General features: G+C 63.7%; 24 protein-coding genes. 20 read left to right on the forward strand and 4 right to left on the reverse strand.

What is annotated here, in order from left to right:
- Positions 1-214: 214 nt before the first annotated feature.
- From gcl to ACRWQA_RS04600, 7 genes are all read left to right on the forward strand, one after another.
- A complete protein-coding gene (gene gcl, locus ACRWQA_RS04570; RefSeq protein ID WP_263580969.1) occupies positions 215-1,990 on the forward strand; it encodes a glyoxylate carboligase in 1,776 nt (591 codons plus the stop codon).
- 77 nt (positions 1,991-2,067) lie between these two features.
- A complete protein-coding gene (hyi, locus tag ACRWQA_RS04575; protein ID WP_434230168.1) occupies positions 2,068-2,844 on the forward strand; it encodes a hydroxypyruvate isomerase in 777 nt (258 codons plus the stop codon).
- Between the two features lie 203 nt (positions 2,845-3,047).
- Positions 3,048-3,932 (forward strand): 2-hydroxy-3-oxopropionate reductase, encoded by an 885-nt coding sequence (locus ACRWQA_RS04580; protein ID WP_263580967.1) that lies wholly within the window; start codon positions 3,048-3,050, stop codon positions 3,930-3,932.
- Between the two features lie 222 nt (positions 3,933-4,154).
- Positions 4,155-5,459, forward strand: a complete 1,305-nt coding sequence (locus ACRWQA_RS04585) for a glycerate kinase type-2 family protein (protein ID WP_434230173.1) — start codon at positions 4,155-4,157, stop codon at positions 5,457-5,459.
- Complete coding sequence (pyk, locus tag ACRWQA_RS04590; RefSeq protein ID WP_446326249.1) at positions 5,456-6,943, forward strand: pyruvate kinase; 1,488 nt, start codon at positions 5,456-5,458, stop codon at positions 6,941-6,943. The genes ACRWQA_RS04585 and pyk overlap by 4 nt, the downstream gene beginning before the upstream one ends.
- An 88-nt stretch (positions 6,944-7,031) precedes the next feature.
- A complete protein-coding gene (locus tag ACRWQA_RS04595; RefSeq protein WP_263580964.1) occupies positions 7,032-7,781 on the forward strand; it encodes a GntR family transcriptional regulator in 750 nt (249 codons plus the stop codon).
- A gap of 1 nt (position 7,782) precedes the next feature.
- The gene (locus ACRWQA_RS04600; RefSeq protein WP_434231846.1) at positions 7,783-8,313 is read left to right on the forward strand and encodes a DUF192 domain-containing protein; all 531 of its coding nucleotides are present in this window, start codon (positions 7,783-7,785) and stop codon (positions 8,311-8,313) included.
- Here ACRWQA_RS04600 and ACRWQA_RS04605 read toward each other — a convergent pair.
- Positions 8,299-9,156, reverse strand: a complete 858-nt coding sequence (locus tag ACRWQA_RS04605; RefSeq protein ID WP_434231848.1) for a DMT family transporter — start codon at positions 9,154-9,156, stop codon at positions 8,299-8,301. The genes ACRWQA_RS04600 and ACRWQA_RS04605 overlap by 15 nt on opposite strands.
- Before the next feature lie 641 nt (positions 9,157-9,797).
- Here ACRWQA_RS04605 and ACRWQA_RS04610 point away from each other — a divergent pair.
- The 8 genes from ACRWQA_RS04610 (at position 9,798) to ACRWQA_RS04645 (ending at position 17,830) form a co-directional block, all read left to right on the forward strand.
- Entirely contained in the window at positions 9,798-10,676 is an 879-nt protein-coding gene (locus ACRWQA_RS04610; protein WP_434231851.1) for a sugar phosphate isomerase/epimerase family protein, read from the forward strand.
- Between the two features lie 41 nt (positions 10,677-10,717).
- Positions 10,718-11,617, forward strand: a complete 900-nt coding sequence (locus ACRWQA_RS04615; RefSeq protein ID WP_434231854.1) for a hydroxypyruvate isomerase family protein — start codon at positions 10,718-10,720, stop codon at positions 11,615-11,617.
- Positions 11,618-11,664: 47 nt separating this feature from the next.
- A complete protein-coding gene (locus ACRWQA_RS04620; RefSeq protein ID WP_434231857.1) occupies positions 11,665-13,353 on the forward strand; it encodes a GMC oxidoreductase in 1,689 nt (562 codons plus the stop codon).
- Positions 13,350-13,901 (forward strand): gluconate 2-dehydrogenase subunit 3 family protein, encoded by a 552-nt coding sequence (locus ACRWQA_RS04625; RefSeq protein ID WP_263580958.1) that lies wholly within the window; start codon positions 13,350-13,352, stop codon positions 13,899-13,901. The genes ACRWQA_RS04620 and ACRWQA_RS04625 overlap by 4 nt, the downstream gene beginning before the upstream one ends.
- A 120-nt stretch (positions 13,902-14,021) precedes the next feature.
- Positions 14,022-14,816 (forward strand): 3-keto-disaccharide hydrolase, encoded by a 795-nt coding sequence (locus ACRWQA_RS04630; RefSeq protein WP_434231860.1) that lies wholly within the window; start codon positions 14,022-14,024, stop codon positions 14,814-14,816.
- 151 nt (positions 14,817-14,967) lie between these two features.
- Positions 14,968-15,978 carry a DctP family TRAP transporter solute-binding subunit gene (locus ACRWQA_RS04635; protein ID WP_263580956.1) on the forward strand — a complete coding sequence of 337 codons (1,011 nt, stop codon included), beginning with the start codon at positions 14,968-14,970 and terminating at the stop codon, positions 15,976-15,978.
- A gap of 78 nt (positions 15,979-16,056) precedes the next feature.
- On the forward strand, positions 16,057-16,536 hold the full coding sequence (locus ACRWQA_RS04640; protein WP_263580955.1) for a TRAP transporter small permease: 480 nt from the start codon (positions 16,057-16,059) through the stop codon (positions 16,534-16,536).
- Complete coding sequence (locus ACRWQA_RS04645; RefSeq protein ID WP_434231865.1) at positions 16,526-17,830, forward strand: TRAP transporter large permease; 1,305 nt, start codon at positions 16,526-16,528, stop codon at positions 17,828-17,830. Before ACRWQA_RS04640 ends, ACRWQA_RS04645 begins: the two co-directional genes overlap by 11 nt.
- On the opposite strand, the gene ACRWQA_RS04650 is transcribed toward ACRWQA_RS04645, so the two are convergent.
- The gene (locus ACRWQA_RS04650; protein ID WP_434231867.1) at positions 17,827-18,342 is read right to left on the reverse strand and encodes a macro domain-containing protein; all 516 of its coding nucleotides are present in this window, start codon (positions 18,340-18,342) and stop codon (positions 17,827-17,829) included. The genes ACRWQA_RS04645 and ACRWQA_RS04650 overlap by 4 nt on opposite strands.
- Before the next feature lie 326 nt (positions 18,343-18,668).
- Here ACRWQA_RS04650 and ACRWQA_RS04655 point away from each other — a divergent pair, with 326 nt between their 5' ends.
- The 3 genes from ACRWQA_RS04655 (at position 18,669) to ACRWQA_RS04665 (ending at position 22,843) form a co-directional block, all read left to right on the forward strand.
- Positions 18,669-19,649 carry a TAXI family TRAP transporter solute-binding subunit gene (locus ACRWQA_RS04655; protein ID WP_263580952.1) on the forward strand — a complete coding sequence of 327 codons (981 nt, stop codon included), beginning with the start codon at positions 18,669-18,671 and terminating at the stop codon, positions 19,647-19,649.
- Positions 19,650-19,803: 154 nt separating this feature from the next.
- A complete protein-coding gene (locus ACRWQA_RS04660; protein WP_434231870.1) occupies positions 19,804-22,404 on the forward strand; it encodes a TRAP transporter permease in 2,601 nt (866 codons plus the stop codon).
- A 10-nt stretch (positions 22,405-22,414) separates the two neighbouring features.
- Entirely contained in the window at positions 22,415-22,843 is a 429-nt protein-coding gene (locus ACRWQA_RS04665; protein WP_263580950.1) for a universal stress protein, read from the forward strand.
- 14 nt (positions 22,844-22,857) lie between these two features.
- Here the strand turns inward: ACRWQA_RS04665 and ACRWQA_RS04670 are convergent, their stop codons facing one another.
- Together ACRWQA_RS04670 and ACRWQA_RS04675 are read right to left on the reverse strand one after the other, a co-directional pair.
- Positions 22,858-24,192 (reverse strand): FCSD flavin-binding domain-containing protein, encoded by a 1,335-nt coding sequence (locus tag ACRWQA_RS04670; protein ID WP_434231874.1) that lies wholly within the window; start codon positions 24,190-24,192, stop codon positions 22,858-22,860.
- Positions 24,189-24,563 (reverse strand): c-type cytochrome, encoded by a 375-nt coding sequence (locus ACRWQA_RS04675; RefSeq protein ID WP_263580948.1) that lies wholly within the window; start codon positions 24,561-24,563, stop codon positions 24,189-24,191. The genes ACRWQA_RS04670 and ACRWQA_RS04675 overlap by 4 nt, the downstream gene beginning before the upstream one ends.
- A gap of 264 nt (positions 24,564-24,827) precedes the next feature.
- Between ACRWQA_RS04675 and ACRWQA_RS04680 the strand changes: the two genes are divergently transcribed.
- Both ACRWQA_RS04680 and ACRWQA_RS04685 read left to right on the forward strand, forming a co-directional pair.
- Positions 24,828-25,640, forward strand: coding sequence for a DUF2189 domain-containing protein (locus ACRWQA_RS04680; RefSeq protein WP_263580947.1), 813 nt, complete (start codon positions 24,828-24,830; stop codon positions 25,638-25,640).
- A gap of 115 nt (positions 25,641-25,755) precedes the next feature.
- A complete protein-coding gene (locus ACRWQA_RS04685) occupies positions 25,756-26,277 on the forward strand; it encodes a putative pterin-binding protein (protein ID WP_434231877.1) in 522 nt (173 codons plus the stop codon).
- Positions 26,278-26,280 lie beyond the last annotated feature (3 nt).

Consider the following 26,280-nt stretch of genomic DNA (forward strand, 5'->3'; position numbering starts at 1 on the left):
ACGGGCATCGCTCCGCTCCCTGGGCCTCTCTTAGCCGGCTAGTGAGTTTTTTCGTTAGGCCAAGCTGTTAATTCAGCTTGGCTTTTTTGTTTTTCGTGAATTGTGTGAAAATATTTTCCATAAAATATTGACGGAACGCGTAACGGCTTCTAATCTCGGTATACAGAAATATTTTCCAAAAACAATCTGGTCGCCACTCACGGGAGGAACCGTCATGGCTCGAATGACCGCAGCAGAGGCCGCCGTTCACGTGCTCCGCAAGGAAGGCATCGACATCGCCTTCGGCGTGCCCGGCGCCGCCATCAATCCGTTCTATGCCGCCCTGCGCAAGATCGGCGGTGTCGATCACGTGCTGGCCCGCCACGTCGAAGGGGCCTCGCACATGGCCGAGGGCTATACCCGTACCAAGGCCGGCAATATCGGCGTCTGCATCGGTACCTCCGGCCCCGCCGGCACCGACATGATCACCGGCCTCTACTCGGCCAGCGCAGACTCCATCCCGATTTTGTGCATCACCGGCCAGGCGCCGCGCGCCAAGCTGCACAAGGAGGACTTCCAGGCAGTCGACATCCAGGCCATCGCCGGGCCGGTGACCAAGTGGGCGGTCACCGTGCTGGAGCCGGCTCAGGTGCCGCGCGCCTTCCAGCAGGCCTTCCAGTTGATGCGCTCTTCGCGCCCGGGACCGGTGCTGATCGACCTGCCGATCGACGTGCAGTTGAGCGAGATCGAGTTCGACCCCGACACCTACGAGCCGCTGCCGGCCTACAAGCCCAGCGCCTCGCGCGCCCAGGTCGAGAAGGCCATGGCCATGCTCGACGAAGCCGAGCGCCCGCTGCTGGTCGCCGGCGGCGGCATCATCAACGCCGACGCCAGCGAGCTGCTGGTCGAGTTCGCCGAGCTCACCGGCGTGCCGGTCATCCCCACGCTGATGGGCTGGGGCAGCATCGCCGACGACCACCCGCTGATGGCCGGCATGGTGGGGTTGCAGACCTCGCACCGCTACGGCAACGCCACCCTGCTCGAGTCCGACTTCGTGATGGGCATCGGCAATCGCTGGGCCAACCGCCACACGGGCAACCTCGAGACCTATACCAAGGGGCGCAAGTTCGTCCACGTCGACATCGAGCCGACCCAGATCGGGCGCATCTTCGGCCCCGACTACGGCATCGTTTCCGACGCCAAGGCAGCCCTCGAGCTGTTCGTCGAGCTGGCACGTGAGCGGAAGGCAGCGGGCACGCTCAAGGATCGCAGCGCCTGGGCCGAGTCCTGTCAGGAACGCAAGCGCACCCTGCTGCGCAAGACCCACTTCGACGACGTGCCGGTGAAACCGCAGCGGGTCTACGAGGAGATGAACAAGGTCTTCGGCAAGAACACTCGCTACGTCAGCACCATCGGCCTGTCGCAGATTGCCGGTGCCCAGTTCCTGCACGTGTACAAGCCGCGCCACTGGATCAACTGTGGCCAGGCGGGCCCGCTGGGCTGGACCATTCCCGCCGCGCTTGGCGTGTGCAAGGCCGACCCGGAAGCCGAGGTGGTGGCGCTCTCAGGCGACTACGACTTCCAGTTCATGGTCGAGGAGCTCGCCGCCGGCGCCCAGTTCAAGCTGCCCTACATCCACGTGCTGGTGAACAACTCCTACCTGGGACTGATTCGCCAGGCCCAGCGCGGCTTCGACATGGACTACTGCGTGCAGCTCTCGTTCGAGAACGTCAACTGCCCCGAGATCAACGACTACGGCGTCGATCACGTCTCGGTAGTGGAAGGGCTCGGCTGCAAGGCGCTGCGCGTGACCCAGCCCGACCGGATCGCCCCGGCACTCGAGGAGGCGAAAGCCCTGATGCGCGAACACCGGGTCCCGGTGGTGGTGGAAATCATCCTCGAGCGGGTGACCAACATCGCCATGGGCACCGACCTCGACGGCATCAACGAATTCGAGGCGCTGGCCGAGAACAGCGCGGATGCGCCGACCTCGATCGCGGCTCTCACGTAGCACACTGCGCTGCGTCATTGCGGGGACGATGGCGCAGCGCCGTCATATATCGACAACACAGATAGAGGGAGACCCAAATGCCCAAGTTTGCCGCCAACCTCAGCATGCTGTTCACCGAGGAGGAGTTCCTCGACCGTTTCAAGGCCGCCGCCGATGCGGGCTTCAAGGGCGTCGAATACCTCTTTCCTTACGATTATTCCGCCGTCGAAATCAAGGCGCGCCTCGACGAGCACGGCCTGACGCAGGTGCTGCACAACCTGCCGGCCGGCGACTGGGGCGCCGGTGAGCGCGGCATCGCCTGTCATCCGGATCGCGTCGAGGAGTTCCGCGCCGGCGTCGAGAAGGCCATCGACTACGCCACCGTGCTCGGCTGCAAGCAGGTCAACTGCCTGGCCGGCATCCAGCCCCAGGGCGTGAGCCTGGAGCAGGCGCGACGCACCCTGGTGGAGAACCTGCACTACGCTGCGGAGAAGCTCGAGGCCGCCGGCATCCTGCTGCTGGCCGAGCCGATCAACACCCGCGACATTCCGGGCTTCTTCCTCAATCGCACCGAACAGGCCCTGGCGATCTTCGACGAGGTGGGCAGCGACAATCTCAAGCTGCAGTACGACATCTATCATATGCAGATCATGGAGGGCGACCTGGCACCGACCATCGAGAAGCACCTGGATCGTATCGCCCACGTGCAGCTGGCCGACAACCCCGGCCGCCACGAGCCGGGCACCGGGGAGATCAATTACCCGTTCCTGTTCGCCCACCTCGACCGGCTGGGCTACGACGGCTGGATCGGCTGCGAGTACAAGCCGAAGACGACGACGAAAGAAGGGCTGGGCTGGCTGGATAGCATCCGCTGAGAGGAGCGGTAGGCACTTGGCCCGATGAGCTGTCCCGGCGGCAAGTCTGTGCGAGGGCGCTGTGAACCCATCCCTGGGCGCTACATTTGCCATCCATGGCAAATGACCCTCGCTGCGACTTGCCCCCGGCGCTCATCTCTCCAGCCGCTGGAAAGTGTGCCTTAGTACAGAAAGCATAAAGACAAGCTGAAAGGAGAAGCATCATGAGCAAGATCGGATTCATTGGCCTTGGCATCATGGGCCGCCCCATGGCGGGGCATCTGCTGGATGCCGGCCACGAACTCGTCACCGTCAAGCGCGGCACCCTGGATGCCACCCTGGCCGAGAAGGGCATGACCGAACTCGACAGCCCTCGCGCCGTGGCCGAGCAGGCCGAGGTGGTCATCACCATGGTGCCGGACACCCCCGACGTCGAGCAGGTGCTGTTCGGCGAGGGCGGCGTCATCGAGGGACTCAAGCCGGGTACCCTGGTCATCGACATGAGTTCCATCGCCCCCATCGCCACCCAGGGCTTCGCCAAGCGTATCCATGAGGCCGGCGGCGAATATGTCGATGCGCCGGTTTCCGGCGGCGAGGGCGGTGCCATCAACGCGGCGCTGACCATCATGGTGGGGGCCACCGAAGAGGGCTTCTCCCGTGCCAGGCCGATCCTCGAGGTAATGGGCAAGACCATCACCCACATCGGCGGTCATGGCGCCGGCCAGACCTGCAAGGTGGCCAACCAGATCGTCGTCGCACTGACCATCGAGGCGGTGGCCGAAGGCCTGCTGTTCGCCTCCAGGGCGGGCGCCGATGTGGCCAAGGTGCGCGAATCGCTGCTCGGCGGCCTGGCCCAGTCGAAGATCCTCGACGTGCACGGCGAGCGCATGATCAAGCGTACCTTCGACCCGGGGTTCAAGATCAAGCTGCACCAGAAGGACCTCAACCTGGCGCTGGAAGGGGCGCGCAGCCTCAACCTGGCGCTGCCCGGTACCGCCAACGCCCAGCAGCTGTTCCAGGCCTGCGCCGCGCATGGCGGCGGGGAGTGGGATCATGCCGGCATCCTGCGCGCGCTGGAGGCACTGGCCGACCACGAAGTGGGTAATTGATTCGCGTACGAAGGGGGCTTCATTCGGCCTGCCGGTCGCGCAGACGCTGAGCCGATATTTCCCTCCAGGTGGGCGTCGGGTCGTCGTCCACCATCAAGCCGCACTTGTGTGGCTTTTACCCGGCGGCGGGATCCCCGGCTGGACCCCGCCCGCCGTCGGGCTTTTTTCTCACCTTCCCGGCTGTTACCGTCGAAGCCTGTCGCCCTGCGAGGTGTGCCCAAGATGACTCCCGAACTCCCTCCCTTCGATACCGAGCTGGACGTGGCGGACTGGCTGCGCCGCCTCGCCGACATCGCCGTCGCCGCCGTGCATCCCGACACGCTGGTAGCGAACCTGCTGCCCGACCCGCCGCCGGGGCGCACCGTCGTGGTGGGAGCAGGGAAGGCGGCAGCGTCCATGGCCGCGGCGCTGGAGCGCGCCTGGCAGGCGCGCTGTCCCGATGCGCCGCTCTCGGGTCTGGTGGTCACCCGCTACGGCCATGGCGAGCCATGCAGCGTGATCGAAGTGCTCGAAGCTTCCCACCCGATGCCCGACGACCTGGGCGAAAGGGCAGCCCGGCGCATGCTCGAGGCGGTCGCGGATCTGGGCGAGGAGGACCGAGTCATCGCGCTGATCTCCGGTGGCGGCTCGGCCTTGATGACGCTGCCGGCGGAAGGCATCACGCTTGCCGACAAGCAGGCGATCAACCGTGAACTGCTGCGCTGCGGCGCGCCGATCGGTCAGATGAATACCGTGCGCCGCCACCTCTCGGCGATCAAGGGCGGCCGCCTGGCCGCGGCGGCGCATCCGGCCCAGGTCGTAACCTGGCTGATTTCCGATATTCCCGGCGACGTGGCCACGCAGATCGCCTCGGGGCCGACCCTGCCCGATCGCTCGACCCCGGCCGATGCCTTGGCGGTGCTCGAGCGCTACGCCATCGAGGTGCCGCCGCACGTACGCCAACACCTTGAACGGGACACGTCCGCTCCCTCACCCGACGACACGGCCTTCGAGCGTGACGACAGCGTGACCCTGGCGCGTGCACACGACGCCCTGGAAGCCGCCAGGAACGTGGTGGAGGAGGCCGGGGTAATGGTGCGCGTGCTGGGCGACGACCTGGAGGGCGAGGCTCGCGAATTGGGTCGTGCCCAGGCGCGCATGGCCCTGGAGGCACGCGAGGAGATCGCCTCGCCGCTGCTGATCCTTTCCGGCGGTGAAACCAGCGTCACCGTGAGCGGCAACGGTCGTGGCGGGCGCAACGTGGAGTACCTGCTGGGGCTGTTCGAAGCGCTGGAAGGCGCCGCGGGAGTTCACGCCCTGGCCATCGACACCGACGGCATCGATGGCTCCGAGGACAATGCCGGCGCGCTGTTCTCGCCCGACGACTGGAGTCGCGCCAAGGAACACGGCCTCGATCCCGCCGATTACCTGTCACGCAACGACGCGTATACTTTCTTTCAGGCGTTGGACCGGCTCATCGTCACCGGGCCGACCCGTACCAACGTCAACGACTTCCGTGCCATCCTGGTCTTGCCGAGGACACCATGACGCTTCCGCCCCATGCTCCCATTCACGACCCCATCCGCCGCACCAAGATCGTCGCCACCCTGGGCCCGGCCAGCGATCGCGAGGGCGTGCTGGAGGCGATGATCCGCACCGGCGTCGACGTGGTGCGCCTCAACTTCTCCCACGGCAGCGCCGCCGACCACCGCCGCCGACTGATCGCCGTGCGCGAGATCGCCGACCGCCTGGGGCGCAGCGTCGCCGCCCTGGGTGACCTGCAGGGGCCCAAGATCCGCATCGCCCGCTTCAAGGAGGGCGCGGTGGTGCTCGCCGAGGGCCAGCCCTTCGTCCTCGACATGGCCATGGACACCGAGGCCGGCGACGCCAGCCGCGTCGGCTGCGAGTACACCCAGCTGGCCGACGACGTCACCGCCGGCGACCGCCTGCTGCTCGACGATGGCCGCCTGGTGCTCGACGTCACCCGGGTCGAGGGCCAACAGGTCCACACCACCGTGGTCACCGGCGGCAAGCTCTCCAACAACAAGGGCATCAACAAGCAGGGCGGTGGGCTCTCGGCCCCGGCGCTCACCGACAAGGACAAGGCCGACCTTCAGACCGCCATCGAGATCGGCGTGGACTACCTCGCCGTCTCCTTCCCGCGCCACGCCGAGGACATGTTTGAGGCGCGCCGCCTGCTCGGCGACGCCGGCCGCGAGATCGGCCTGGTGGCCAAGCTCGAGCGCGCCGAGGCGGTGGCCGACGACGCCACCCTCGACGGCATCATCGAGGCCTCCGAGGCGGTGATGGTGGCGCGCGGCGATCTCGGCGTGGAGATCGGCGACGAGAAGCTGATCGGCATGCAGAAGCGCATCATCAAGCGCGCCCGCACGCTCAACCGCGCGGTGATCACCGCGACCCAGATGATGGAGTCGATGATCGGCTCGCCGCTGCCCACCCGCGCCGAGGTGTTCGACGTCGCCAACGCCGTGCTCGACGGCACCGACGCGGTGATGCTCTCGGCCGAGACCGCCGCCGGCGACTACCCGGTGGAGACGCTGGAAGCGATGCGCCGGGTGTGCCTCGGCGCCGAGCGCGAGCGCATCGCCCAGGAGTCGGGCCACCGCATCCACGAGGGCTTCTCGCGCATCGACGAGACCATCGCGCTATCGGCCATGTACGCCGCCAACCACCTCACCGGGGTGGCCGCCATCGCCTGCATGACCTCGACCGGCTACACCCCGCTGATCGCCTCGCGCATCCGCTCGGGGCTGCCCATCGTCGGGCTGGCCCACAGCCCCATCGCCCAGCGCCGCATGGCGCTCTACCGCGGCGTGGTCTCGCTGCCGTTCGACACCACCGCGATGGCCGCCGGCGAGCTCAACGACCGCGCGCTTTCGCTGCTGGTGGAGAAGGGGATTGCCGAGCCCGGCGATCATGTCATCCTGACCCGGGGCGACCACATGAACGCCCACGGCGGAACCAATACCCTGAAGATACTCGATGTTTCCGAGAAGCACCTGCGAGCCTGATTTTTGTATACAGAAGGCCGGCGTTCGTGTGGCCAGGATAGGCGAAACATGCGAAGGTAAGCTCATTAACGAGGGACGAGGGTTACCCATGAGCATGACCTGGCAGGACGAGATCGCCGCCGAGACACACGCCGGGAGACGGATCAGCGATCGCTTCATCGTCGACAAGGTGCGTGCTGCCGTGCTGACCCAGCGCCTGCCGCCCGGCACGCGCCTGCCGGAGGTGGCGTTGGGCGAGATCTTTGGTGTGAGCCGCTCGGTGGTGCGCAAGGCGTTGACCCGGCTGGCGGCCGATCATGTCGTCAGCCAGCAGCCCAACCAGGTGGCCCGGGTACGCGCACCGAGCATCGAGGAGACCCGCGAGACCTTTGCCGCCCGACGCCTGGTAGAGGGCGAGGTGGCCGCGCTGTTGGCCGGAAATCTCGATGAGGCGCCGCTCGAGGATATCGCCACCCTGGTCAAGCGCGAAGCCGAGGCGTACGCCCGTGGCGACGAGCCGGCACGTATCGAACACTCGCTCGCCATCCATCACCTGCTCGCCGAGCACTCGCCCAATCGGGTACTAGGCGCCATGCTCACCGACCTGATCCTGCGCACCTCCATCGTCATTGCCTTGTACAAGCGCGCGGGGCTGGCCAGCTGCTACCTGCCCGAGGATCATCCGGCCCTGCTTGCCCACCTGCGCAGCGGCGACGGCGAGGCGGCAAGGGGCAGCATCCATGAGCACCTTGAGGCACTGGAGGGGTTGCTCGACCTGTCCATCCGTGAAACGCGTATCGATCTGATGGCGATCCTCGGGCAGGGGGCAGGCGCCAGGATGAGTCTGAGCAAGGAGTGATATGACGCTGACCCTTCGTGTTTCATCTGCCATTCGGCTGGCGCAGGGCCTCGTTCTGGCCACGCTGCTGGCCTGGCAAATGCCGGCCGGGGCCGATGAGACCTCGACGCTCCAGCGTGTCCCGCTGGAAATTCACGCGGGTACCGAGCGCCACCGGCTTGAGGTGGAGCTGGCGCGCTCTTCCTCCGAGCGGCAGAAGGGGCTGATGGACCGTGACCATCTCGCTCCCGACGCCGGCATGCTGTTTCTCTACGAGGAGCAGCAGCCGGCCGCGGGTAGCTTCTGGATGTATCGCACCCGTATTCCGCTGGACATCGCCTTCATCGACGCAGACGGCCGTATCGCTGCCCTGCATACCATGCAGCCGTGCCTCTCGCGTAACCCCTACGACTGCCCCGTGACCGTCGCCGGTGCCGCCTATCACGCGGCACTGGAAGTCAATGCCGGTTACTTCGAAGAACGCGGCATCGAGGAGGGGGCCTGCGTTAGCTGGCCTGGGCGCCAGGGAGATTGCCCGTCAACGGCCCAATAGGGCCCGGAAACGAATCACGATCAATGCCACCCCGGCGATGACCATGGCCCCACCGAACGCGATATGCGCATTGAGGGTTTCTCCCAGCAGCACGATGCCCAGCACCACGGCGCCCGCCGGCACCAGCAGGCTCAGCGGCGCCAGACGGCTGACCGGATGTCGACGCAACAGGCCGTACCACATGCCGTAAGCGACGATCGACGACATCACCGCCGTATAGAACACCGCCCCCCAGCCGAACCAGCCGGCCGTCGCCATGGCGCTCATCTGGTCCTGCTCGAACCACCAGGAGCCGATTGCTACCTGTGGCACGGCGAACAGTGCCGTCCAGCCCGCCAGCGCCATGGGCGCCAGGTTGGGCCCTTTCTTGATCAACAGCTGCGACACCGCCCAGCCGAAGGCGCTGAGCAGCAGCAGGGCCATGGGCAGCGGTGAGGGCAAGCTGGGGCCGCCGGCCAGGACCACCACCCCACCGAACGACAGCGCGAGCCCGACCAGCCGTTTGGCGCTTAGCCTCTCGCCCAGGAAGATCACCGCCAGCAGCGTGGCGAAGGGGGTGCCCATCTGCACCAGCAATGCTCCGGTACCGGCCTCCGCCTGCCCCAGGCCGATGAACAGCAGGGCGAAGTGCAGGGTGCCGAAGGTCACCGACAGCAGCAGCAGAAAGGGCAATTGATGGCGTGCCACGGGATGGAAGGGCACCAGCAAGGTGGCCACCAGGAGGAAACGCAGGGTGGTCAACAGCAACGGCGGCAGCTCTCCGACGCCCAGCTTGATGACGATGATGTTCAGGGCCCAGATCGCCACGATCGAAAGGCCCAGCAGCAGGTCGCGCAGCGGCACGGCAGGTCCTTGGCAGTGGCCATGCCCACGAGCAAACCGCGAGTGTCCTGTGCATGGCAGATGAGTCAACGCATGTCGCTACCAGGGTGAGTAACTCACGAGGTAGGAGTGACATACTGGGTGGCTTCGGGCAATGGTAGCGGCTTTCCCTTTGAACAAGAACCGCTTTGTCGACTTGCATGATGCAATCATTGTATGTGAAACGATATTGCCATGTCTCAACAGAACGAATCACTCAAAAATGACAGCAGTCTTGGGGCAGCAGTCCGCTTGAAAGTGTGACGATCTGAACCACCCGCACTGATCGCCTATCCTTGGATGTTCTTCATTATCTCTCATATTAGACCAAAGTATACCATCCTTTTTTGTTACTGAAGCAAATATGAAAAAACATGAGCTTACTGCTTTTTTGTTAATCGTTTAAGCCGAAAAATGGAAATGGCACGCCAATATTTTTGATCGCAGCTTGCAGGCTTCTTGGCCTTGAACTAAAAAATGTAATCGATTGCATTGCAAGGGATGAGAGAGCTGAAAGCTCTCCTCATGCGAGATGGATTGGTAGTGCGTAACCGCCTTGTCCATCGTGTATCCCTGTGATTTCGGCTACCAAAAATCCACAATAACGAGGGAAAGAAACCCATATGGATAATCCCACTCTTCTTATCAAGTGGAAATTTCCCACCACGTTGATGGCAGGAATCATGGTGATCGGAGGTATGACTCAGTCCGCCATGGCACAGGAGAATACCGCAGAATTTCCGATTGCCGTGCAGATGTACACCTTGCGTGACTTCGGTGACCTGGAGGAGCAATTGGCCGCCGTGAAGCGGTCGGGTGTTCAAGCCATAGAGACCGTAGGGACCCAGGACGTGAGCGCAGAGGAGCTCGAGGCCCTGCTCGAGGAGTATGAACTGAAGGTGATATCGAGCCACGTACCGCTGGAAGACTTGAAGCATCGCCTGAATGAGACGGTCGCCTTCAATCGAGCGGTTGGCAACGACATGCTGACCTTGCCCTATCTGGACGAACAGGCACGACCCACCGATGCCGAGGGCTGGCAGGACCTGGGACGCGAGCTTGGCGATATCGCCTCCCGATTGAACGAGGAGGGTTTCCGGCTCGCCTACCACAACCATGATTTCGAAATGGAAGTCTTCGAGGATAAAACGGCGCTGGAGCACATGCTCGATGCCGCAGGACCCGAGCTGCTGCTGGAGCTGGACGTCGCCTGGGTCGACCGTGGCGGCCTGGATCCGGCCGAGTACGTAGCGCGCGTGGAGGATCGGTTATTTGCCGTGCACGCCAAGGACAACGCGCCCGAAGGCACTGCCGACGAGGAGGGCGGCTTCGCCACGCTGGGCCAGGGAGTACTCGAGTGGGACACGCTGCTTCCCGCCATCGAGCGAGCGGAGGTGGAGTGGTACATCATCGAGCACGACATGCCGCTCGATGCCGAAGCCGTCATCACGGAAGGCAACGACTTTCTGCGTAACGAACTCGCGACGCTTCATGGCGAGTGAGCCGTAACGCGCTACCACGAAGACGATCATGAGGCTTCGTCATGATGAGGAATCCCATCGACCGGCGCCGTCTGCTGCGTCATACCGTGACCGGCGTTGGCGGGTTGGCGGTAGCGCCCACTTTCGCCACCCGTGCGTTAGCCGGGACCGGCCACGCAAAACGTGAACTCAGGGGAAATATCCGCCACTCCGTGGCGCGCTGGACCTTCGACTTTCTCCCTCTCGAGGAGCTTTGCCAGCTGGCGAAACGGCTGGGTATCTCGGCCATCGACCTAGTGGGACCACAGGAGTGGTCGGTACTGAAACGGCATGGTCTCGACGCCTCCATGTGCAATGGAGCGGAGTTGAGCCTCGAGGACGGCTGGGGGGACGCCCGTTTCCACACGGCGTTGGTGGAGCGCTATCTCGACCATATCGACCGGGTCAGCGACGCGGGCTACACCAACCTGATCTGCTTCAGTGGCAATGCCCGCGGGATGGACCCGGAGCAGGGGCTGGACAACGCCGAGGCCGGACTGAGACGCATCCTCGGCCGGGCCGAGCAGAAGGGGATCGTGCTGCAGATGGAGCTGTTCAACAGCAAGATCGATCACCCCGACTATCTCTGTGACAACTCTGCCTGGGGAATCGAGCTGTGTCGCCGTCTCGATTCGCCCAATTTCAAGCTGCTCTACGACATTTATCACATGCAGATAAGCGAGGGCGACATCATTCGTACCATTCGCGACAACCATCGCTATTTCGGTCATTACCATACCGCCGGCGTGCCCGGTAGGCACGAGATAGACGACAGCCAGGAGCTCAACTATCCGGCTATCTGCCGTGCGATACGGGACACCGGCTACAGAGGATATGTCGCTCAGGAATTTCTTCCCGACCGTGAAGAGAGCCAAGAGAAATTCGAATCACTCCAGACGGCTGTGTATCTCTGCGACGTTTGATTCGACGTGCTTTTTACAATGCATTCTTACAAGAAAGGTATCACTCCATGGCTAATAATCACTACGACGCCATCGTGGTTGGTTCAGGCATCAGCGGCGGCTGGGCCGCCAAGGAATTGACCGAGAAAGGGCTCAAGGTCCTGCTGCTGGAGCGGGGCCGTAATATCGAACATGTCAAGGATTACCAGAACGCTGACAAGGAAGCCTGGGATTACCCGCACCGCGACCACGCCACTCAGGAAATGCGGGAAGCGTTTCCAGTATTGAAGCGCGACTATCCGTTGAACGAATCGACCATGGGGATGTGGGCGGATGAACAGGCCAATCCTTACGTCGAGGAGAAACGCTTCGACTGGTTTCGCGGCTATCATGTGGGTGGCCGCTCGCTGATGTGGGGTCGCCAGAGTTATCGATTCAGCCCCATGGACTTCGAGGCCAATCAGCGCGAAGGGATCGCCATCGACTGGCCCATCCGCTATGAGGACTTGGCGCCCTGGTACGACTACGTCGAGCGCTTCGCTGGTATCGCCGGGACGCGTGAAGGATTGGATATTCTGCCCGATGGTCAGTTCCTGCCGCCCATCGAACTCAACTGCGTGGAAAAAGACGTTGCCAAGCGTATCGAGAGTGCATTCGATGGCAGGCGTCGCCTGATTCACAGCCGGGTAGCCAACATCACCCAGCCGAAGCCGGAACAGAACCGAGTCGATTGCCAGTATCGCAACAAGTGCTGGTTGGGTTGCCCCTATGGTGCCTACTTCAGCACTCAGTCGGCCACGCTGCCGGCGGCGATGAAGACGGGCAACCTGACGCTGCGGCCCTTCTCCATCGTCAGCCAGGTGCTGTACGACAAGGATCGCCAGCGTGCCCGCGGCGTCGAGGTGATCGACGCCGAGAACCACCAGACCTACGAGTACACCGCCGACGTGGTGTTCCTGAACGCCTCGGCGTTCAACTCCACCTGGATCCTGATGAACTCCGCCACCGACGTCTGGGAGGGCGGCCTGGGCAGCAGCAGCGGCGAGCTTGGCCACAACGTGATGGACCATCACTTTCGCTGCGGTGCCAGCGGCGACGTGGAGGGCTATCTCGACAAGTATTACTTCGGGCGACGCCCCGCCGGCTTCTACATTCCCCGCTTCCGCAACGTCGGCGACGAGCAGCGGGATTACCTGCGCGGCTTCGGTTACCAGGGTGCGGCGAGCCGACTGGGCTGGGATCGCGAGATCGCCGAGCTCAACGTCGGTGCCGAGCTGAAGCAGGCCCTCAGCCAGCCGGGGAGCTGGACCATCGGCATGACCGGCTTCGGCGAGATGCTGCCCTACCACGAGAACCGCATCGCCCTCGACCATGGCGTGCGAGACAAGTGGGGCCTGCCGGTGCTCTCCGTCGACGTGGAGCTCAAGCAGAACGAGCGCGACATGCGCGCTGACATGGTTCAGGACGCCATCGAACTCTTCGAGGCCGCCGGGGTGAAAAACGTCAAGGGAGAGGAGGGCGACTATGCGCCGGGCATGGGCATCCACGAGATGGGTACCGCGCGCATGGGGCGCGACCCGTCGACCTCGGTACTCAACGGCTACAACCAGGTGTGGGATGCCCCCAATGTCTTCGTCACCGATGGCGCCTGCATGACGTCGTCGTCCTGCGTCAATCCATCCCTCACCTATATGGCCCTCACCGCCCGTGCGGTGGACCATGCGGTAGAGGAGCTCAAGCGGGGGAATCTCTCATGAACCGTCGTGAACTGTTGAAAATGATCGCCGTGGCGACCGGCACGGCGCTGGTCGGAGGCAACTCCCTGTTGGCTTTCAGTGCCCTCGACGAGTGCGACCGAGGCTTCAGCGCCGAGGATATCCAGCGCCTGGACGAACTGGCCGAGACCATCCTGCCGCGTACCGACACGCCCGGTGCCAAGGACGCCGAAGTCGGTGCTTTCATGACCGTCTTCGTCAGTGCCTGTTATACGCCGCAGGAGCGGGGCCTGTTCCATCAGGGCCTGGCGCAGCTCGACGCACGTAGCCGCGCGGCCTATGACCGCGACTTCCTGAGTCTGGACGATACGCAGCGGCATGACCTGATCGCAGAGCTGGATCGTGAGGCCCGAGCACAGGTCGAGGAGAGCGGTGAGCCTCATTATTTCACTCTGATGAAGCAGCTGACGCTGTTCGGGTTCTTCACCTCGGAGGTGGGCGCCACGCAGGTGCTGCGCTACGAAGCCGTACCGGGGCGCTACGACGGCTGCATGCCCTACGAGGAAGGGGAGCCTGCCTGGGCGACCTGACCCCGCGGAACCGACCGAGCCGGGTCGACACCCGACTCCTGGTGGGCGTGACGGTCGGAAGTATCCGTCGCGCCCTCAGTTCGAGACATTCTGAAGCGAGACATTCTGGAGCGAGACACGATGCAACGACCGATATCCGCGTTTCTGTCGACGACCCTGGCCTGGGTGACCGGCGCAGGCCTGATGACGATCCCATTTACCGCCATCAATGCCGACGACACAACGGAGGAGCCGCTCGAGCCCTGGCAGCAGGCCGAGAAGACCGAGGTCTGGGAACCCGTGCCGCCGGTCGTCGACACACCGGCGGGTGGCGTGCCGTCGGACGCCGTCGTGCTGTTCGACGGCAGCGACTTGAGCGCCTGGGAGGCCGAGGAGGGTGGCCCCGTGCCCTGGCAGCACGAGGGCGAGGCGATGACGGTGAAGCGCGGCGCCGGGGGGATTCGCACTCGGCAGGCGTTCTGCGACGTGCAGCTCCATCTGGAGTGGCGCACGCCCGTCGATATCGAGGGCATGGACGGCCAGGATCGTGGCAACAGCGGTGTGTTCCTGCAGGAGCGCTATGAGATTCAGGTACTCGATTCTCATGATAATCCCACCTACCCCAATGGCCAGGCAGCGTCGGTCTACAAGCAGCATATCCCACTGGTGAACGCCTCGCGCCCGCCCGGCGAGTGGCAGAGCTACGATATCCTCTATACCGCGCCGCGCTTCGATGAATCTGGAGCGCTGGAGTCGCCCGCCTACGTCACGGTGCTGCACAACGATGTGCTGGTCCAGCATCACGTGGAGCTCCAGGGCACCACCGAGTGGATCGGTGAACCCGACTACGAGGAGGCCCACGGCTGTGCCCCGATCTTCCTGCAGGATCATGATGCGGCGGTCAGCTACCGCAATATCTGGGTTCGGGAGTTATAGCCTGGTCTCACTCGACGACCTCGCTCGACGTGTCCTCCTTCCCTTCAACGCTTATCGCTTTACAATGCGATGGGACTTCACGATTCTCCCTGATACCAAGAATTAGCCGGCTCCCCGCGCGGGACTACGGCCAACGACCCAAGGACACGTCATGAACTCAGCAAGCCGTATCTCCCGTATCGCCGCGGCCCTGGCCGGTGCCGTCGTACTCTCTGCCTCGCTTACGGCGCAGGCACGCGAACTTTCCATTTCCACCGTGCTCTCCGATGCTTTCCCCTGGGGCCAGGCGGCGGAGAAGTGGGCCGAACTGGTGGAGGAGCGCACTGGAGGCGAACTCACGCTGCGCGTCTATCCCAACTCGCAACTGGTCAACGGCGATCAGACCCGGGAGTTCTCTGCCATGCGTTCGGGGCTGATCGACATGGCCGTCGGCTCGACCATCAACTGGTCGCCGCAGGTGCCCGAACTCAACCTCTTCTCGCTGCCGTTCTTCATGCCCGACGAGGCGGCCGTGGACGCCGTGACCGGGGGGGCCGCCGGCGAGATGATATTCGAGGCTATCGAAACGCGCGGCGTGATTCCCCTGGCCTGGGGTGAGAACGGCTTCCGTCAGCTCTCCAATTCACGCGGACCCATCGACGAGCCCGGCGATCTCGAAGGCTTGAAGATCCGCGTGGTGGGCTCGCCGCTGTTCCAGGACACCTTCACCGCGCTGGGCGCCGACCCCACCCAGATGAGCTGGACCGATGCCCAGCCGGCGCTGACCACCGGCGCCGTTGACGGCCAGGAGAACCCGCTTTCGGTATTCGACGTGGCGCGCATCGATCAGGCGGGGCAGGAGCACTTGACGCTGTGGAACTACATGAACGATCCGCTGATCTTCGCCGTCAACGAGCAGGTCTGGGGAACGCTCTCCGAGGAGGAACGCGAGATCCTGCGCGAGACCGCTATCGAGGCAGGCGAATGGGAGATCGCCATGACCCGCGAGCAGGAGAGCGAGCGGCTGGCCGCCATCCAGGAGCGCGGCGTTCAGGTCACCGAGCTCACCGAGGAGCAGCATCGCGCCTTCGTCAATGCCACCCAGAGCGTGCATGACAAGTGGATTCCGCGTATTGGACAGGACCTGGTCGATGCCGCGCGTGAGGCCATCGAGGCGCGTTGAACCCCTTCGTCCCCGTTGCTTGAAAGAGCCTGATCCCGGCGGCGCCTGCGACGCCGGGCCTGTTACCGCGAGGCTTCGATGAGACTCCCCCCCGATGCCAGGCCGGAGCGCTGGCTGGGCTCGCTGGCGCTGGCGATCATTTCACTGATCAGCCTGGGCAATGTCGTCACCCGCTACGTGACAGGCGGGTCGCTGGCCTTCACCGAGGAATTCTCGGTGTTCCTGCTGGTGGTGCTCACCTTCACCGGAGCCTCGGTGGCGCTGCGGCGCAACGGCCATATCCGCATCAGCCTGCTCGAGCGTGCCTTGCCGGCCGGGCCGCGTCTCGTGCTGATCCTGTTCCAGGGCCTGTGCGGGGCCATCGTGCTTGGGCTGATCACCTGGTTCGGCGCCAAGCTGACTTGGGAGGAGTACCAGTGGGAGTCGTTGTCGCCTGGACTCGGCCTGCCCCAGTGGTGGTATCTCGTATGGCTGCCGCTACTGTCGGCCGCCATGCTGGTGCGCCTGATACAGCAGATCGTAGACCGTCTGCGCGGGAGGCTCGACGATGAGTCCTGACCTGTGGATGATCCTGGCCTTCGCCGGGTTGTTGATCGCCGGCGTGCCGGTGGCCTTCTCGCTGGCCCTGGCCGGGGCGGTGGGCATCGTCTCCGGGCTCTCGCCGGCCATGCTGGCCACGCTAGGCACCAATACCTACAACAGCATCGCCAAGTACCCATTGATCGCCATCCCGCTGTTCATCCTGACCGGCTTGATCTTCGAGCGCGCCGGCGTGGCGCTGCGCCTGGTACGCTTCGCCCAGGCCCTGATCGGCCCGCGGCACGGCGGTCTGGCACTGGTGGCGGTGCTGGTGTGCATGATCATGGGCGGCATGAGCGGTTCCGGCCCGGCAGACGCCGCGGCAGTGGCCATGGTGATGCTGCCGAGCATGACCAAGGCGGGCTACCCCAAGCCCTTCTCGGCCACGTTGATCGCCGCATCCGCCTCCACGGCGATCCTGATCCCGCCTTCGGTGGCGCTGATTCTCTACTCCATCGTGGTGCCCGGGGTCGATCTGCGGGCACTTTTCGCCGCCGGGCTATTCCCCGGCATCCTGGCCGGCCTGGCACTGCTGGTACCGGCGCTGCTGGTGTCGAAGCGCTACGGCTGGGAAGGCGGCACGCCAGCGAAGGGTGCCGAACGCCTGGAAGTGGGCGAGACCTTCAAGCAGGCGCTACCGGCGCTGTTCGCCCCGGTGCTGATCCTCGGCGGGCTGCGCTCGGGGCTGTTCACGCCCACCGAGGCGGCCGTGGTGGCCGTGGCCTACGGCGCCCTGGTGGGGCTGTTCCTCACCCGCGAGCTCAACCTGCGCGACCTGTGGAATCTGCTCGGCGAGGCGGCGGTAATTTCCGGTGTGGTCATGCTGATCATTGCCCTGGCCGGGATCTTCGCCTGGGCCGGCACCATGCTCGGCACCTTCCGCCACTTGGCGGAATGGGTCATCGGCCTGTCCGACAACGGCACGCTGTTGCTGATACTGGTCATGCTGGCGGTGCTGCTGGCGGGCATGCTGCTCGACGCCATCTCGATCTATCTGATCATGATGCCGATCCTGATTCCGGTGATGCAGCACTTCGGCTGGAACCCGGTGTGGTTCGGTATCCTGCTGGCGATGAACATCGCCATCGGCCAGTTCACCCCGCCGGTAGCGGTCAACCTGATGGTAACCACCGAAATCGCAAGGATCCGGCTGGAGCAGACCCTGGGCTGGGCGCTGCTGTTCGTGCTGGCCATGGCCGGCGCACTGGCGCTCGTCGCGATCTTCCCGGAAATCGCCCTGTGGTTGCCGAGAGTCCTCGGCTACAACGTCTAGTTGAGTGAATCCAGCGTACGCTGGAAAACTTCGGCGCTGCCGGCATCGAACAGCACGAAGCGCACCCGCTCGATGCCGCGGCATTGGGGCAGCGTCTCGCGCACCGTCACGATGGCAATGCGGGCGGCTTCTTCCAGCGGATAGCCGAAGGCGCCCGCCGAGAGGGCGGGGAAGGCCAGGCTTGCAATTCCGTGTTGCTCGGCCAGCGCGAGCGCGTTGCGATAGCAGGCGGCCAGCAGTTCCGCTTCCGGCGTATCACGGCCATACACCGGTCCCAGGCAGTGGATCACATGACGGTTGGGCAGGCCGAAAGCGTCGGTGATCACGGCCTGGCCTGGTTCGATCGGCGCCAAAGGTCGGCAGGCCCGGTCGAGCTCCGGCCCGGCCGCCCGATGCAGGGCCCCGGCCACGCCGCCGCCGGACCTGAGTTCGGCGTTGGCGGCATTGACCACCGCGTCCATGTCGGGCTGGTTGGCGATGTCGCCTTGCCGGCATTCCAGTTGAGTTGGCATGGGCGTGCTCCTCTTGGCTGTGTTTTCAGTCTGGTGGCGGGGAGAGCGATCGTTCAAGGATGAGTCGCCATGGCTGGGGCGAACTGGCCGTCAACAGAGCGGTTATAAACGCTCATGGGGCATGCATATCAGGAATTAACGCACACTAAACGAAAAGGCAGACTAGAATTAGGCCAGGTTGAAAAAGACCCATCGTTCCGACGTTTTTTTCGCTAAAGTAGAGGGGAGCGGTAGTTTCCGCCAGCCGATGCATTCATCGCCTGGCTACTCAGGGATCTTGCTCGTCAGTAACGACAGCTAGCCAATAACGTCAAAGAGGTGTGTTAATGAAACGCCATGCTTTCTCCGCGGCAGCCTTCTCGGGAGCGCTTGTAGGCGCCGCCATGTTCTCCGCACCGGCCGTGGCCCAAGACCGCTTCATCACCATCGGTACCGGTGGCCAGACGGGTGTCTACTACGTCGTAGGCCAGTCGGTCTGTCGCATGGTGAATCGCGGCAGCGACGAGCACAACATTCGCTGTAATGCCCCGTCCACGGGCGGTTCCGTGGCCAACGTCAACGGCATGCGCAGCGGCGAACTCGACATGGGCGTGGTCCAGTCGGACGTCCAGTACCGCGCCTACCATGGCGAGGACAACTTCGAGTCCGACGGTGCCTGGGAAGACATGCGTGCGGTCTTCACCATGCACGGCGAACCGCTGACCGTGGTGGCGCGTGCAGACTCCGGTATCGAGCACTTCTCCGACTTCCCCGGCAAGCGCGTCAACATCGGCAACCCGGGCTCCGGTCAGCGCAACACCATGAACGTGGTGATGGAGGCCATGGGCTGGGATACCGACACCTTCTCGCTGGCTTCCCAGCTGGATGCCGCCGAGCAGGCCGCGGCCCTGGCCGATAACAATATCGACGCCATGGTCTACGTGGTAGGGCATCCCAACGGCTCCATCCAGGAAGCCACCACCACCATCGACGCTCGCCTCGTCCCGGTGACCGGCGACGAGATCGACGCCCTCATCGAGGAGCATCCCTACTACACCCGTTCGGTCATCCCCGGCGGCCTGTATCGTGGCAATGACGAGGACGTCGAGACCTTCGGCGTGGCGGCGACATTCGTGAGTTCCACCGCCGTCGATGAAGACGTTATCTACGAGACCGTCAAGGCGGTATTCGAGAATTTCGACCGCTTCAAGCGTCTGCATCCGGCATTCGAAAATCTCAATGAGGAAGACATGATTTCCGACGGCCTGACCGCACCGCTGCATGATGGTGCCGCTCGCTACTATCGTGAGCGTGGCTGGATCGAGTGAAATGTCGTTGAGGGGCACCGATTCCCTCTGGTGAGATGCGCGGACCCAAAGGGTCCGCGCATCTGTTTGGACCGACCACGGACCATTGAACGAACCGGCTTTTCCTAGAGCGGGCAATCTTCAAGAGCAGAAGCGATGGTGGGGCACGACGGCAATGACAAATGACAAAACGAATCAACAAAAGCCTGAGGTGGATCTCGAGGATCTGGTAGCCTCGAGCGACAGCGGGGCGCGTAAGCCGCTGGGTGTTCCAGGAAGGCTGCTGGTCGGCATCGCGGCCGCCTGGTCGCTGTTCCAGCTCTGGATTGCCTCGCCGCTGCCTTTTCTGCTCCGCTTCGGGGTGTTCAATGCCACCGAGGCGCGTTCGATTCACCTGGCCTTCGCCACCTTCCTGGCGTTCATGGCGTACCCTGCGTTCAAGCGTTCACCTCGCGACCGCATACCGATCCAGGATTGGGTGCTGGCGTTGGTGGGCGCTTTCTGCGCCGCCTATATCTTCCTGTTCTATGCCGAACTCTCCAGTCGCCCTGGGTCGCCGATTCTGCGAGACGTGATCGTTGGCGTCGTGGGCATTCTGGTGCTGCTCGAGGCAACCCGGCGAGCACTGGGGCCGCCGCTGGCGATCGTGGCCTCGTTGTTCATCATCTATACCCTGTTCGGCCCCTATATGCCGGGCATTCTGGCTCATCGCGGGGTCAGCCTGTACGGCTTGATCAACCACCAGTGGCTCACCACCCAGGGCGTATTCGGTATCGCCTTGGGGGTCTCCACCAGCTTCGTGTTCCTGTTCGTGTTGTTCGGCGCCCTGCTCGACAAGGCCGGGGCCGGCAACTATTTCATCAAGGTCGCCTTCTCGCTGCTCGGTCACTACAAGGGCGGGCCGGCCAAGGCCGCTGTCGTCGCCTCCGGCATGACCGGCCTGATCTCCGGTTCCTCCATTGCCAATACCGTCACCACCGGTACCTTTACCATTCCCATGATGAAGCGGGTCGGTTTCTCGGCCGAGAAGGCCGGCGCGGTGGAAGTGTCGTCGTCGGTAAATGGCCAGATCATGCCGCCGGTGATGGGGGCCGCCGCCTTCCTGATGGTCGAGTACGTCGGCATCTCCTATGTGGAAGTCATCAAGCATGCCTTCCTGCCGGCGCTGATCTCCTACATCGCGCTGGTCTATATCGTGCACCTCGAGGCGCTCAAGGCCGACATGAAGGGCCTTCCGTCGAGCAACCCGGCGCGTCCTCTGCTCAACAAGGTGATCGGTTTCCTGACCGGCCTGCTCCTGCTGATGGCGCTTTCGTTTGCCGTCTACTATGGCCTCGGCTGGCTCAAGCCGGTGCTGGGCGACGCCACGCCCTGGGTGGTTGGCGTGGTGCTGGCCGTCGTCTATGTAGGCCTGCTCAGGCTTGGCTCGAACTACCCGGAACTCGAACTCGACGATCCCAACTCGCCAGTGATCACTCTGCCGCAGACCCGTCCCACGGTAATGGTCGGGCTGCACTACATCCTGCCGGTGGTCGTGCTGGTCTGGTGTTTGATGGTGGAGCGCCTGTCGCCGGGGCTCTCGGCCTTCTGGGCCACCGTGTTCATGATTTTCATCATGATCACCCAGCGTCCCATTATCGCCCTGTTCCGCGGTCGCAGCCGGCTCGCGGGAGATGTCAAGGAGGGCTTCTTCGACCTGTGGAACGGCCTGGTGGCCGGTGCCCGCAACATGATCGGCATCGGTATCGCCACTGCCACGGCGGGCATCGTGGTGGGGGCGGTTTCGCAGACCGGCGTCGGCCTGGTGCTGGCCGACGTGGTCGAGATCCTGGCCATGGGCAACCTGATGCTGATCCTGCTGCTCACCGCCGTACTCAGCCTGATCCTCGGTATGGGGTTGCCGACCACCGCCAACTACATCGTCGTATCGGCGCTGATGGCGCCCGTCATCGTGCTGTTGGGCCAGCAGAATGGCCTGATCGTGCCCTTGATCGCGGTGCACCTGTTCGTGTTCTACTTCGGCATCATGGCCGACGTGACGCCCCCGGTGGGGCTGGCGTCGTTCGCAGCGGCGGCGGTCTCGGGCGGCGACCCGCTGCGCACCGGCTTCCAGGCCTTCTATTACAGTCTGCGTACCGCAGCACTGCCGTTCCTGTTCATCTTCAATACCGACCTGCTGCTCATCGACGTGGGTTGGCTGCAGGGCATCGTGATATTCATCATTGCGACGATCGCCATGCTCATCTTCGCCGCAGGTACCCAGGGCTATTTCCTGGTGCGCAACCGTTGGTACGAGTCGATCCTGCTGCTGCTCGTCGCTTTTACCCTGTTCCGCCCCGGGTATTGGATGGATCGCATTCACGATCCCTACCAGTCGGTGCCGCCGCAGCAATTCGTCGAGGCCCTGGGTAACGTCGACGAAGACAGCCAACTGAGGGTGCAGATCGAGGGCCTGAACCCCTACGGTGAGCCCATGAGCACCTACATCCTGGTGCCGGTACCGCGCGGCGACAGTGCCGAAGAACGCATGCAGAGCCTGGGCCTCGAGCTGTTGACCGAGGACGATCGGACCCTCGTCGATTTCGTCGAGTTCGGCAGTACCGCCGAAGATCTCGGCTTCGACTTCGACCAGGAGATCGTAGAGGTGCTGGCCCCGGTGGATCGCTGGGCCAAGGAGTGGATGTGGATTCCGGGCTTCCTGACCTTCGGCCTGGTAGTGCTGTTGCAGCACAGGCGGCGGCGTCAGCAGCAGCCGTCAACTGCCCACGTCGCTTGAGGAGGGGAAGATGTACAGCAAGATTCTGCTAGCGGTGGATCTCAACGAAGAGTCCTCCTGGGTCAAGGCGCTGCCCACGGCACTGACCTTGTGCCGTACCTTCGGCGCCTCACTGCATGTGGTGACGGTGCTGCCGGACTACCATATGCCGTTGGTCGGCTCCTACTTCCCGAGCGATTTCGCGGAGAAGGCGCATCAGGCCCTGTCCCAGGCGCAGCACCGTTTCATTGAGGAGCACGTTCCCGATGACATCGAGGTGCAGTCGGTAATCGTCGATGGCTCGCCCTGGGAGGCGATCGTCAAGGCAGCCAAGAAGCTCAAGGTCGACCTGATCGTGATGGCCTCCCACAACAAGCGTAAGTTTGCCGATTACGTGCTGGGTCCCAACGCCGAGCATGTGGTGCACCACTCGAAGATGTCGGTGATGATCGTGCGCTGAGTGGCTTCGGGGTATCAGGCCAGGGGGGTACCCCAGGTGTCCTGGCAGATCGCGTCGTACCAGCCGATGGCATACTCGGCTTCCAGGGCGCGGGTGGCTTCGGGGGCGTCCTGCGGACTCAGGCCGCCGGCCCCCTCGACCTCGGCAATGACGCCGTCCCGTACGCGATAGATGCCAATCTCCGAGATACCGTACTCGGGGCCCACCAGGCTGTAGCTGGCATGGGTCCAGTACGCTTCAGGAGCCGGGCGCGACTCCAGCGAGGCGGCGATGGCCGCCGCCACGACCTTGGCCTGGGCGTTGGCACAGAATCCCGATTTGGGCATTGGAGCGGCGACGGCAGCGTCGCCGATCACGAAGATATCTTCGACCAGCTGCGACTCGAAGGTTTCCGGCTTGACCGGTACCCAACCGGAGTCGTCGGTCACACCGGCACGCTCGGCGATTTGTCCGGCCTTCTGCGGTGGTATCACGTTGAGTACGTCGGCCTGGTGAACGGTTCCGCGCTCGGTCTCGACTTCCAGCCGTTCGGCGTCGACCCGGGTGACACGGCCGTCGCCGGAAAGTCCCACCCATTCGATGCGATCCCCGTAGAGCTGCTCCCAGCCCTCCATGAACAGCGCCTGCTTGGAGAAATCGTCCTTGGCGTCGAGGATCAGCACTTTGGATTTCGGTTTGTACTGAGCCAGGTAATTGGCCACCAGGCTGGCGCGCTCGTAGGGGGCGGGCGGGCAGCGGAAGGGGTTGCCCGGGGCCACCATGACGAAGGTGCCGCCGTCCTTCATTGCCAGCAGCTGGGAGCGTAGCAACTCCGTCTGCGTACCGGCCTGCCAGGCATGGGGCGCCTTTTCGGCCGCCTCCTCATCGTAGCCTTCCAATGCGTTCCAACGAAAATCGATACCTGGAGAAAGAATCAGTCGGTCGTACTCCAGCTCGCGTCCGGTGGAGAGCCGCACCGTATGGGCGTTGGCGTCGACGTTCTCCGCCATGGCTTGGATCACACGCACGCCGTAGCGGTCCTGCAGCTCGTCATAGCCATGGGCGAGGGTATCCATGCTGCGCAGGCCGCCCAGGTGCAGATTGCTGAAGGAGCCGGTGTGGAAGGTCTCGGCAGGCTCGACCAGGATCACCTCGATCGCCGGATTGGCTCGCTTGAGATACTTGGCTGCGGTGGCGCCACCGAAGCCGCCACCCACCACCACGACCTGACCGGCATGCTGGTTGCCGATGGTAAAGGGCGTGACACCGCCGATCAGCGGCAACAACGAGGCGGCTCCCAGCCCCTTGATCAGTCGCCGGCGATCGCGACCTGAACGTTGGGAGTGGTTCGTCATGGTGCGCTTCTTCACTCCTGCGGCTCCTGTTCCGTTTCCCCTGCCTCGTCGGCTTGCGGGTCGATGGCCGAAAAATGGCTGGCCAGGGCGGCGAGTTCGTCGTCTGTGAAGCCCTTGGCGATACGGTCCATGACCGTGGTATCGCTTATGTTGCCGTGCTTGAACGCGAGCAATCGTGATTCCAGAACGGCGGCGGGTCTCCCGGCGATGGTCGGCACACTGCCTACCAGCCGACCGTCGGTGCCGTGGCAACCGGCGCAGGTGCTGGCCATCAGGGCTGTCTGTTCAGAGGAAAAGGTGGCCTCGGCAAGGCTGGGGAGGGCGGCTGCCGATAACGACAGCGCGCCGAGCAGCGCCGAGGCCGCCATGGGAAGGGTCCGTTTCATAGGCGATTTCCTGGCTGCGTTCCTTCGTTGGACCACTTCCCTGGAGTGCGTGTTCATGACGACCGTCGAATCACCGCACGGTAGCTTCGCGAGGCCGTGGACAGGAGCCCGTGATTTGCTCATTGCGTTGACAACTTTGAGCAGCACTCTTGTGCACGGTCAACTACAGTAGGATTTGTAAGAAACAACAAGACGTCATCCGGACCTCCCGGCTGGAGAGACGCTCGCATCGTCCTTCTCATGGCGACCAAACGGGGTACGACAATGAATGCAGCCACAAGAAGTGCCGGACAGCCCTCCACTCCCAACGTCAAGATCATCATCAACCCGATCGGCATGGACAGGCCCAAGGCCTGGCTGGTGGCCGGCTTCGAGGACTTCCGGCAAGCCACGGCGGTCAGTCTCGCCTACGGCATGTTCTGGGTCGGTTTGAGCATTGCCATCACGGCAGGCGCCATCGTGCTCGACCTGTGGCACTGGCTGCTGCCACTGGTGGCGGGCTTCATGTTCCTGGGTCCGCTGGTAGCGGTTGGTTCCTACGGCATCAGTCGTGCTCTCGAGGACGGGCGTGTACCGCATCTGGGCGATGCCTTCGGTTCCTGGCGCCCGCATGCAGGGCAACTGGCGATGATGGGCGTGATGATGATGATCTTCTTTCTCGCCTGGATTCGACTGGCCACGCTACTGTTCGCCCTCTTCTTCGGTTTCGAGGCGCCCGGGGCGACGGAACTCTACGCTTCGCTGCTGACCACGCCGGATGGGCTTGGCCTGATAGCGGTGGGTACCGCAGTGGGCGCCGTACTGGCATTCGGCGCCTTTTCCATCAGCGTGGTGGCCATCCCGACCCTGATGGACCAGGACCTGACCTTCATGGAGGGCATCGAGGCCAGTGTGCGTACCGTGGCGCGCAATTTCCGCCCCATGTTGCTGTGGGCCGTCATACTGACCGCTTGCGTCCTGGTGGGTGTGTTGACCTTCTATATCGGCCTGGCATTGATCCTGCCGGTGCTGGGGCATGCCAGCTGGCACGCCTATGAGGATCTGGTGCGCTGTGAGAAGCAGAGCGTGGATTCGTGAGGAGGAGGGCGGCAGGCGCGCGTGTGCCTGCCGCCCGGCATCTTCGCTGCGCTACCTGACCTTTACCTGGGATTCGCGTAGGCTTGGGGCTTTGCAATGAACTTGGAAGCCCTTGATGTCCCTGTTTTGGCCCTGTCGCGCCGTCTTGACCTTCAGTCTACTGCTCTTTTCCAGCGCATCGTTGCCTGTGATGGCCGAACAGCTACCTCCCCCGGAAGGGGACGTGCTACTCCGGGTGACGGGCGATATCGAAAACACCAATGTTGGCGATGAGCTGCATCTCGATCGGAAGATGCTGATGTCGCTTTCCACGCGGGTGACCGAGACGAGCACCCCCTGGACCGAAGGCGTCGGTCGCTTCGAGGGGCCGTTGCTGCGTGCCCTGCTGGAGGCAGCCGGCATACGCAACGAGCATGTGCGGATCCAGGCCCTGAACGAGTACGAAACCGAAGTGCCGGTAGCCGACTTTCACGAGTATGACGTCATCCTGGCTCTCGAGCGCGACGGGGAGCCCATTGCCGTGCGCGATCTGGGGCCAATGTTCGTGCTCTACCCTTTCGACGAACATCCACAACTGCTCAACGAAACCATTCGCCATCGTTCGGTGTGGCATGTGGGCAGTATCCATGTTCCGTAACCT

This window comes from Billgrantia sp. C5P2 (genome assembly GCF_051062895.2).

Excerpts from the sequence above, each read along its gene's own strand:
- ACRWQA_RS04600 (WP_434231846.1), top strand. The coding sequence starts at position 7,783 with ATGACGCTGACCCTTCGTGTTTCATCTGCCATTCGGCTGGCGCAGGGC.
- ACRWQA_RS04595 (WP_263580964.1), top strand. The coding sequence starts at position 7,032 with ATGAGCATGACCTGGCAGGACGAGATCGCCGCCGAGACACACGCCGGG.
- ACRWQA_RS04640 (WP_263580955.1), top strand. The coding sequence starts at position 16,057 with ATGAGACTCCCCCCCGATGCCAGGCCGGAGCGCTGGCTGGGCTCGCTG.
- ACRWQA_RS04625 (WP_263580958.1), top strand. The coding sequence starts at position 13,350 with ATGAACCGTCGTGAACTGTTGAAAATGATCGCCGTGGCGACCGGCACG.
- ACRWQA_RS04675 (WP_263580948.1), bottom strand. The coding sequence starts at position 24,563 with ATGAAACGGACCCTTCCCATGGCGGCCTCGGCGCTGCTCGGCGCGCTG.
- pyk (WP_446326249.1), top strand. The coding sequence starts at position 5,456 with ATGACGCTTCCGCCCCATGCTCCCATTCACGACCCCATCCGCCGCACC.
- ACRWQA_RS04650 (WP_434231867.1), bottom strand. The coding sequence starts at position 18,342 with ATGCCAACTCAACTGGAATGCCGGCAAGGCGACATCGCCAACCAGCCC.
- gcl (WP_263580969.1), top strand. The coding sequence starts at position 215 with ATGGCTCGAATGACCGCAGCAGAGGCCGCCGTTCACGTGCTCCGCAAG.
- ACRWQA_RS04685 (WP_434231877.1), top strand. The coding sequence starts at position 25,756 with ATGTCCCTGTTTTGGCCCTGTCGCGCCGTCTTGACCTTCAGTCTACTG.
- ACRWQA_RS04665 (WP_263580950.1), top strand. The coding sequence starts at position 22,415 with ATGTACAGCAAGATTCTGCTAGCGGTGGATCTCAACGAAGAGTCCTCC.
- ACRWQA_RS04635 (WP_263580956.1), top strand. The coding sequence starts at position 14,968 with ATGAACTCAGCAAGCCGTATCTCCCGTATCGCCGCGGCCCTGGCCGGT.
- ACRWQA_RS04680 (WP_263580947.1), top strand. The coding sequence starts at position 24,828 with ATGAATGCAGCCACAAGAAGTGCCGGACAGCCCTCCACTCCCAACGTC.
- hyi (WP_434230168.1), top strand. The coding sequence starts at position 2,068 with ATGCCCAAGTTTGCCGCCAACCTCAGCATGCTGTTCACCGAGGAGGAG.
- ACRWQA_RS04620 (WP_434231857.1), top strand. The coding sequence starts at position 11,665 with ATGGCTAATAATCACTACGACGCCATCGTGGTTGGTTCAGGCATCAGC.
- ACRWQA_RS04645 (WP_434231865.1), top strand. The coding sequence starts at position 16,526 with ATGAGTCCTGACCTGTGGATGATCCTGGCCTTCGCCGGGTTGTTGATC.
- ACRWQA_RS04580 (WP_263580967.1), top strand. The coding sequence starts at position 3,048 with ATGAGCAAGATCGGATTCATTGGCCTTGGCATCATGGGCCGCCCCATG.
- ACRWQA_RS04585 (WP_434230173.1), top strand. The coding sequence starts at position 4,155 with ATGACTCCCGAACTCCCTCCCTTCGATACCGAGCTGGACGTGGCGGAC.
- ACRWQA_RS04655 (WP_263580952.1), top strand. The coding sequence starts at position 18,669 with ATGAAACGCCATGCTTTCTCCGCGGCAGCCTTCTCGGGAGCGCTTGTA.
- ACRWQA_RS04610 (WP_434231851.1), top strand. The coding sequence starts at position 9,798 with ATGGATAATCCCACTCTTCTTATCAAGTGGAAATTTCCCACCACGTTG.
- ACRWQA_RS04630 (WP_434231860.1), top strand. The coding sequence starts at position 14,022 with ATGCAACGACCGATATCCGCGTTTCTGTCGACGACCCTGGCCTGGGTG.
- ACRWQA_RS04660 (WP_434231870.1), top strand. The coding sequence starts at position 19,804 with ATGACAAATGACAAAACGAATCAACAAAAGCCTGAGGTGGATCTCGAG.
- ACRWQA_RS04615 (WP_434231854.1), top strand. The coding sequence starts at position 10,718 with ATGATGAGGAATCCCATCGACCGGCGCCGTCTGCTGCGTCATACCGTG.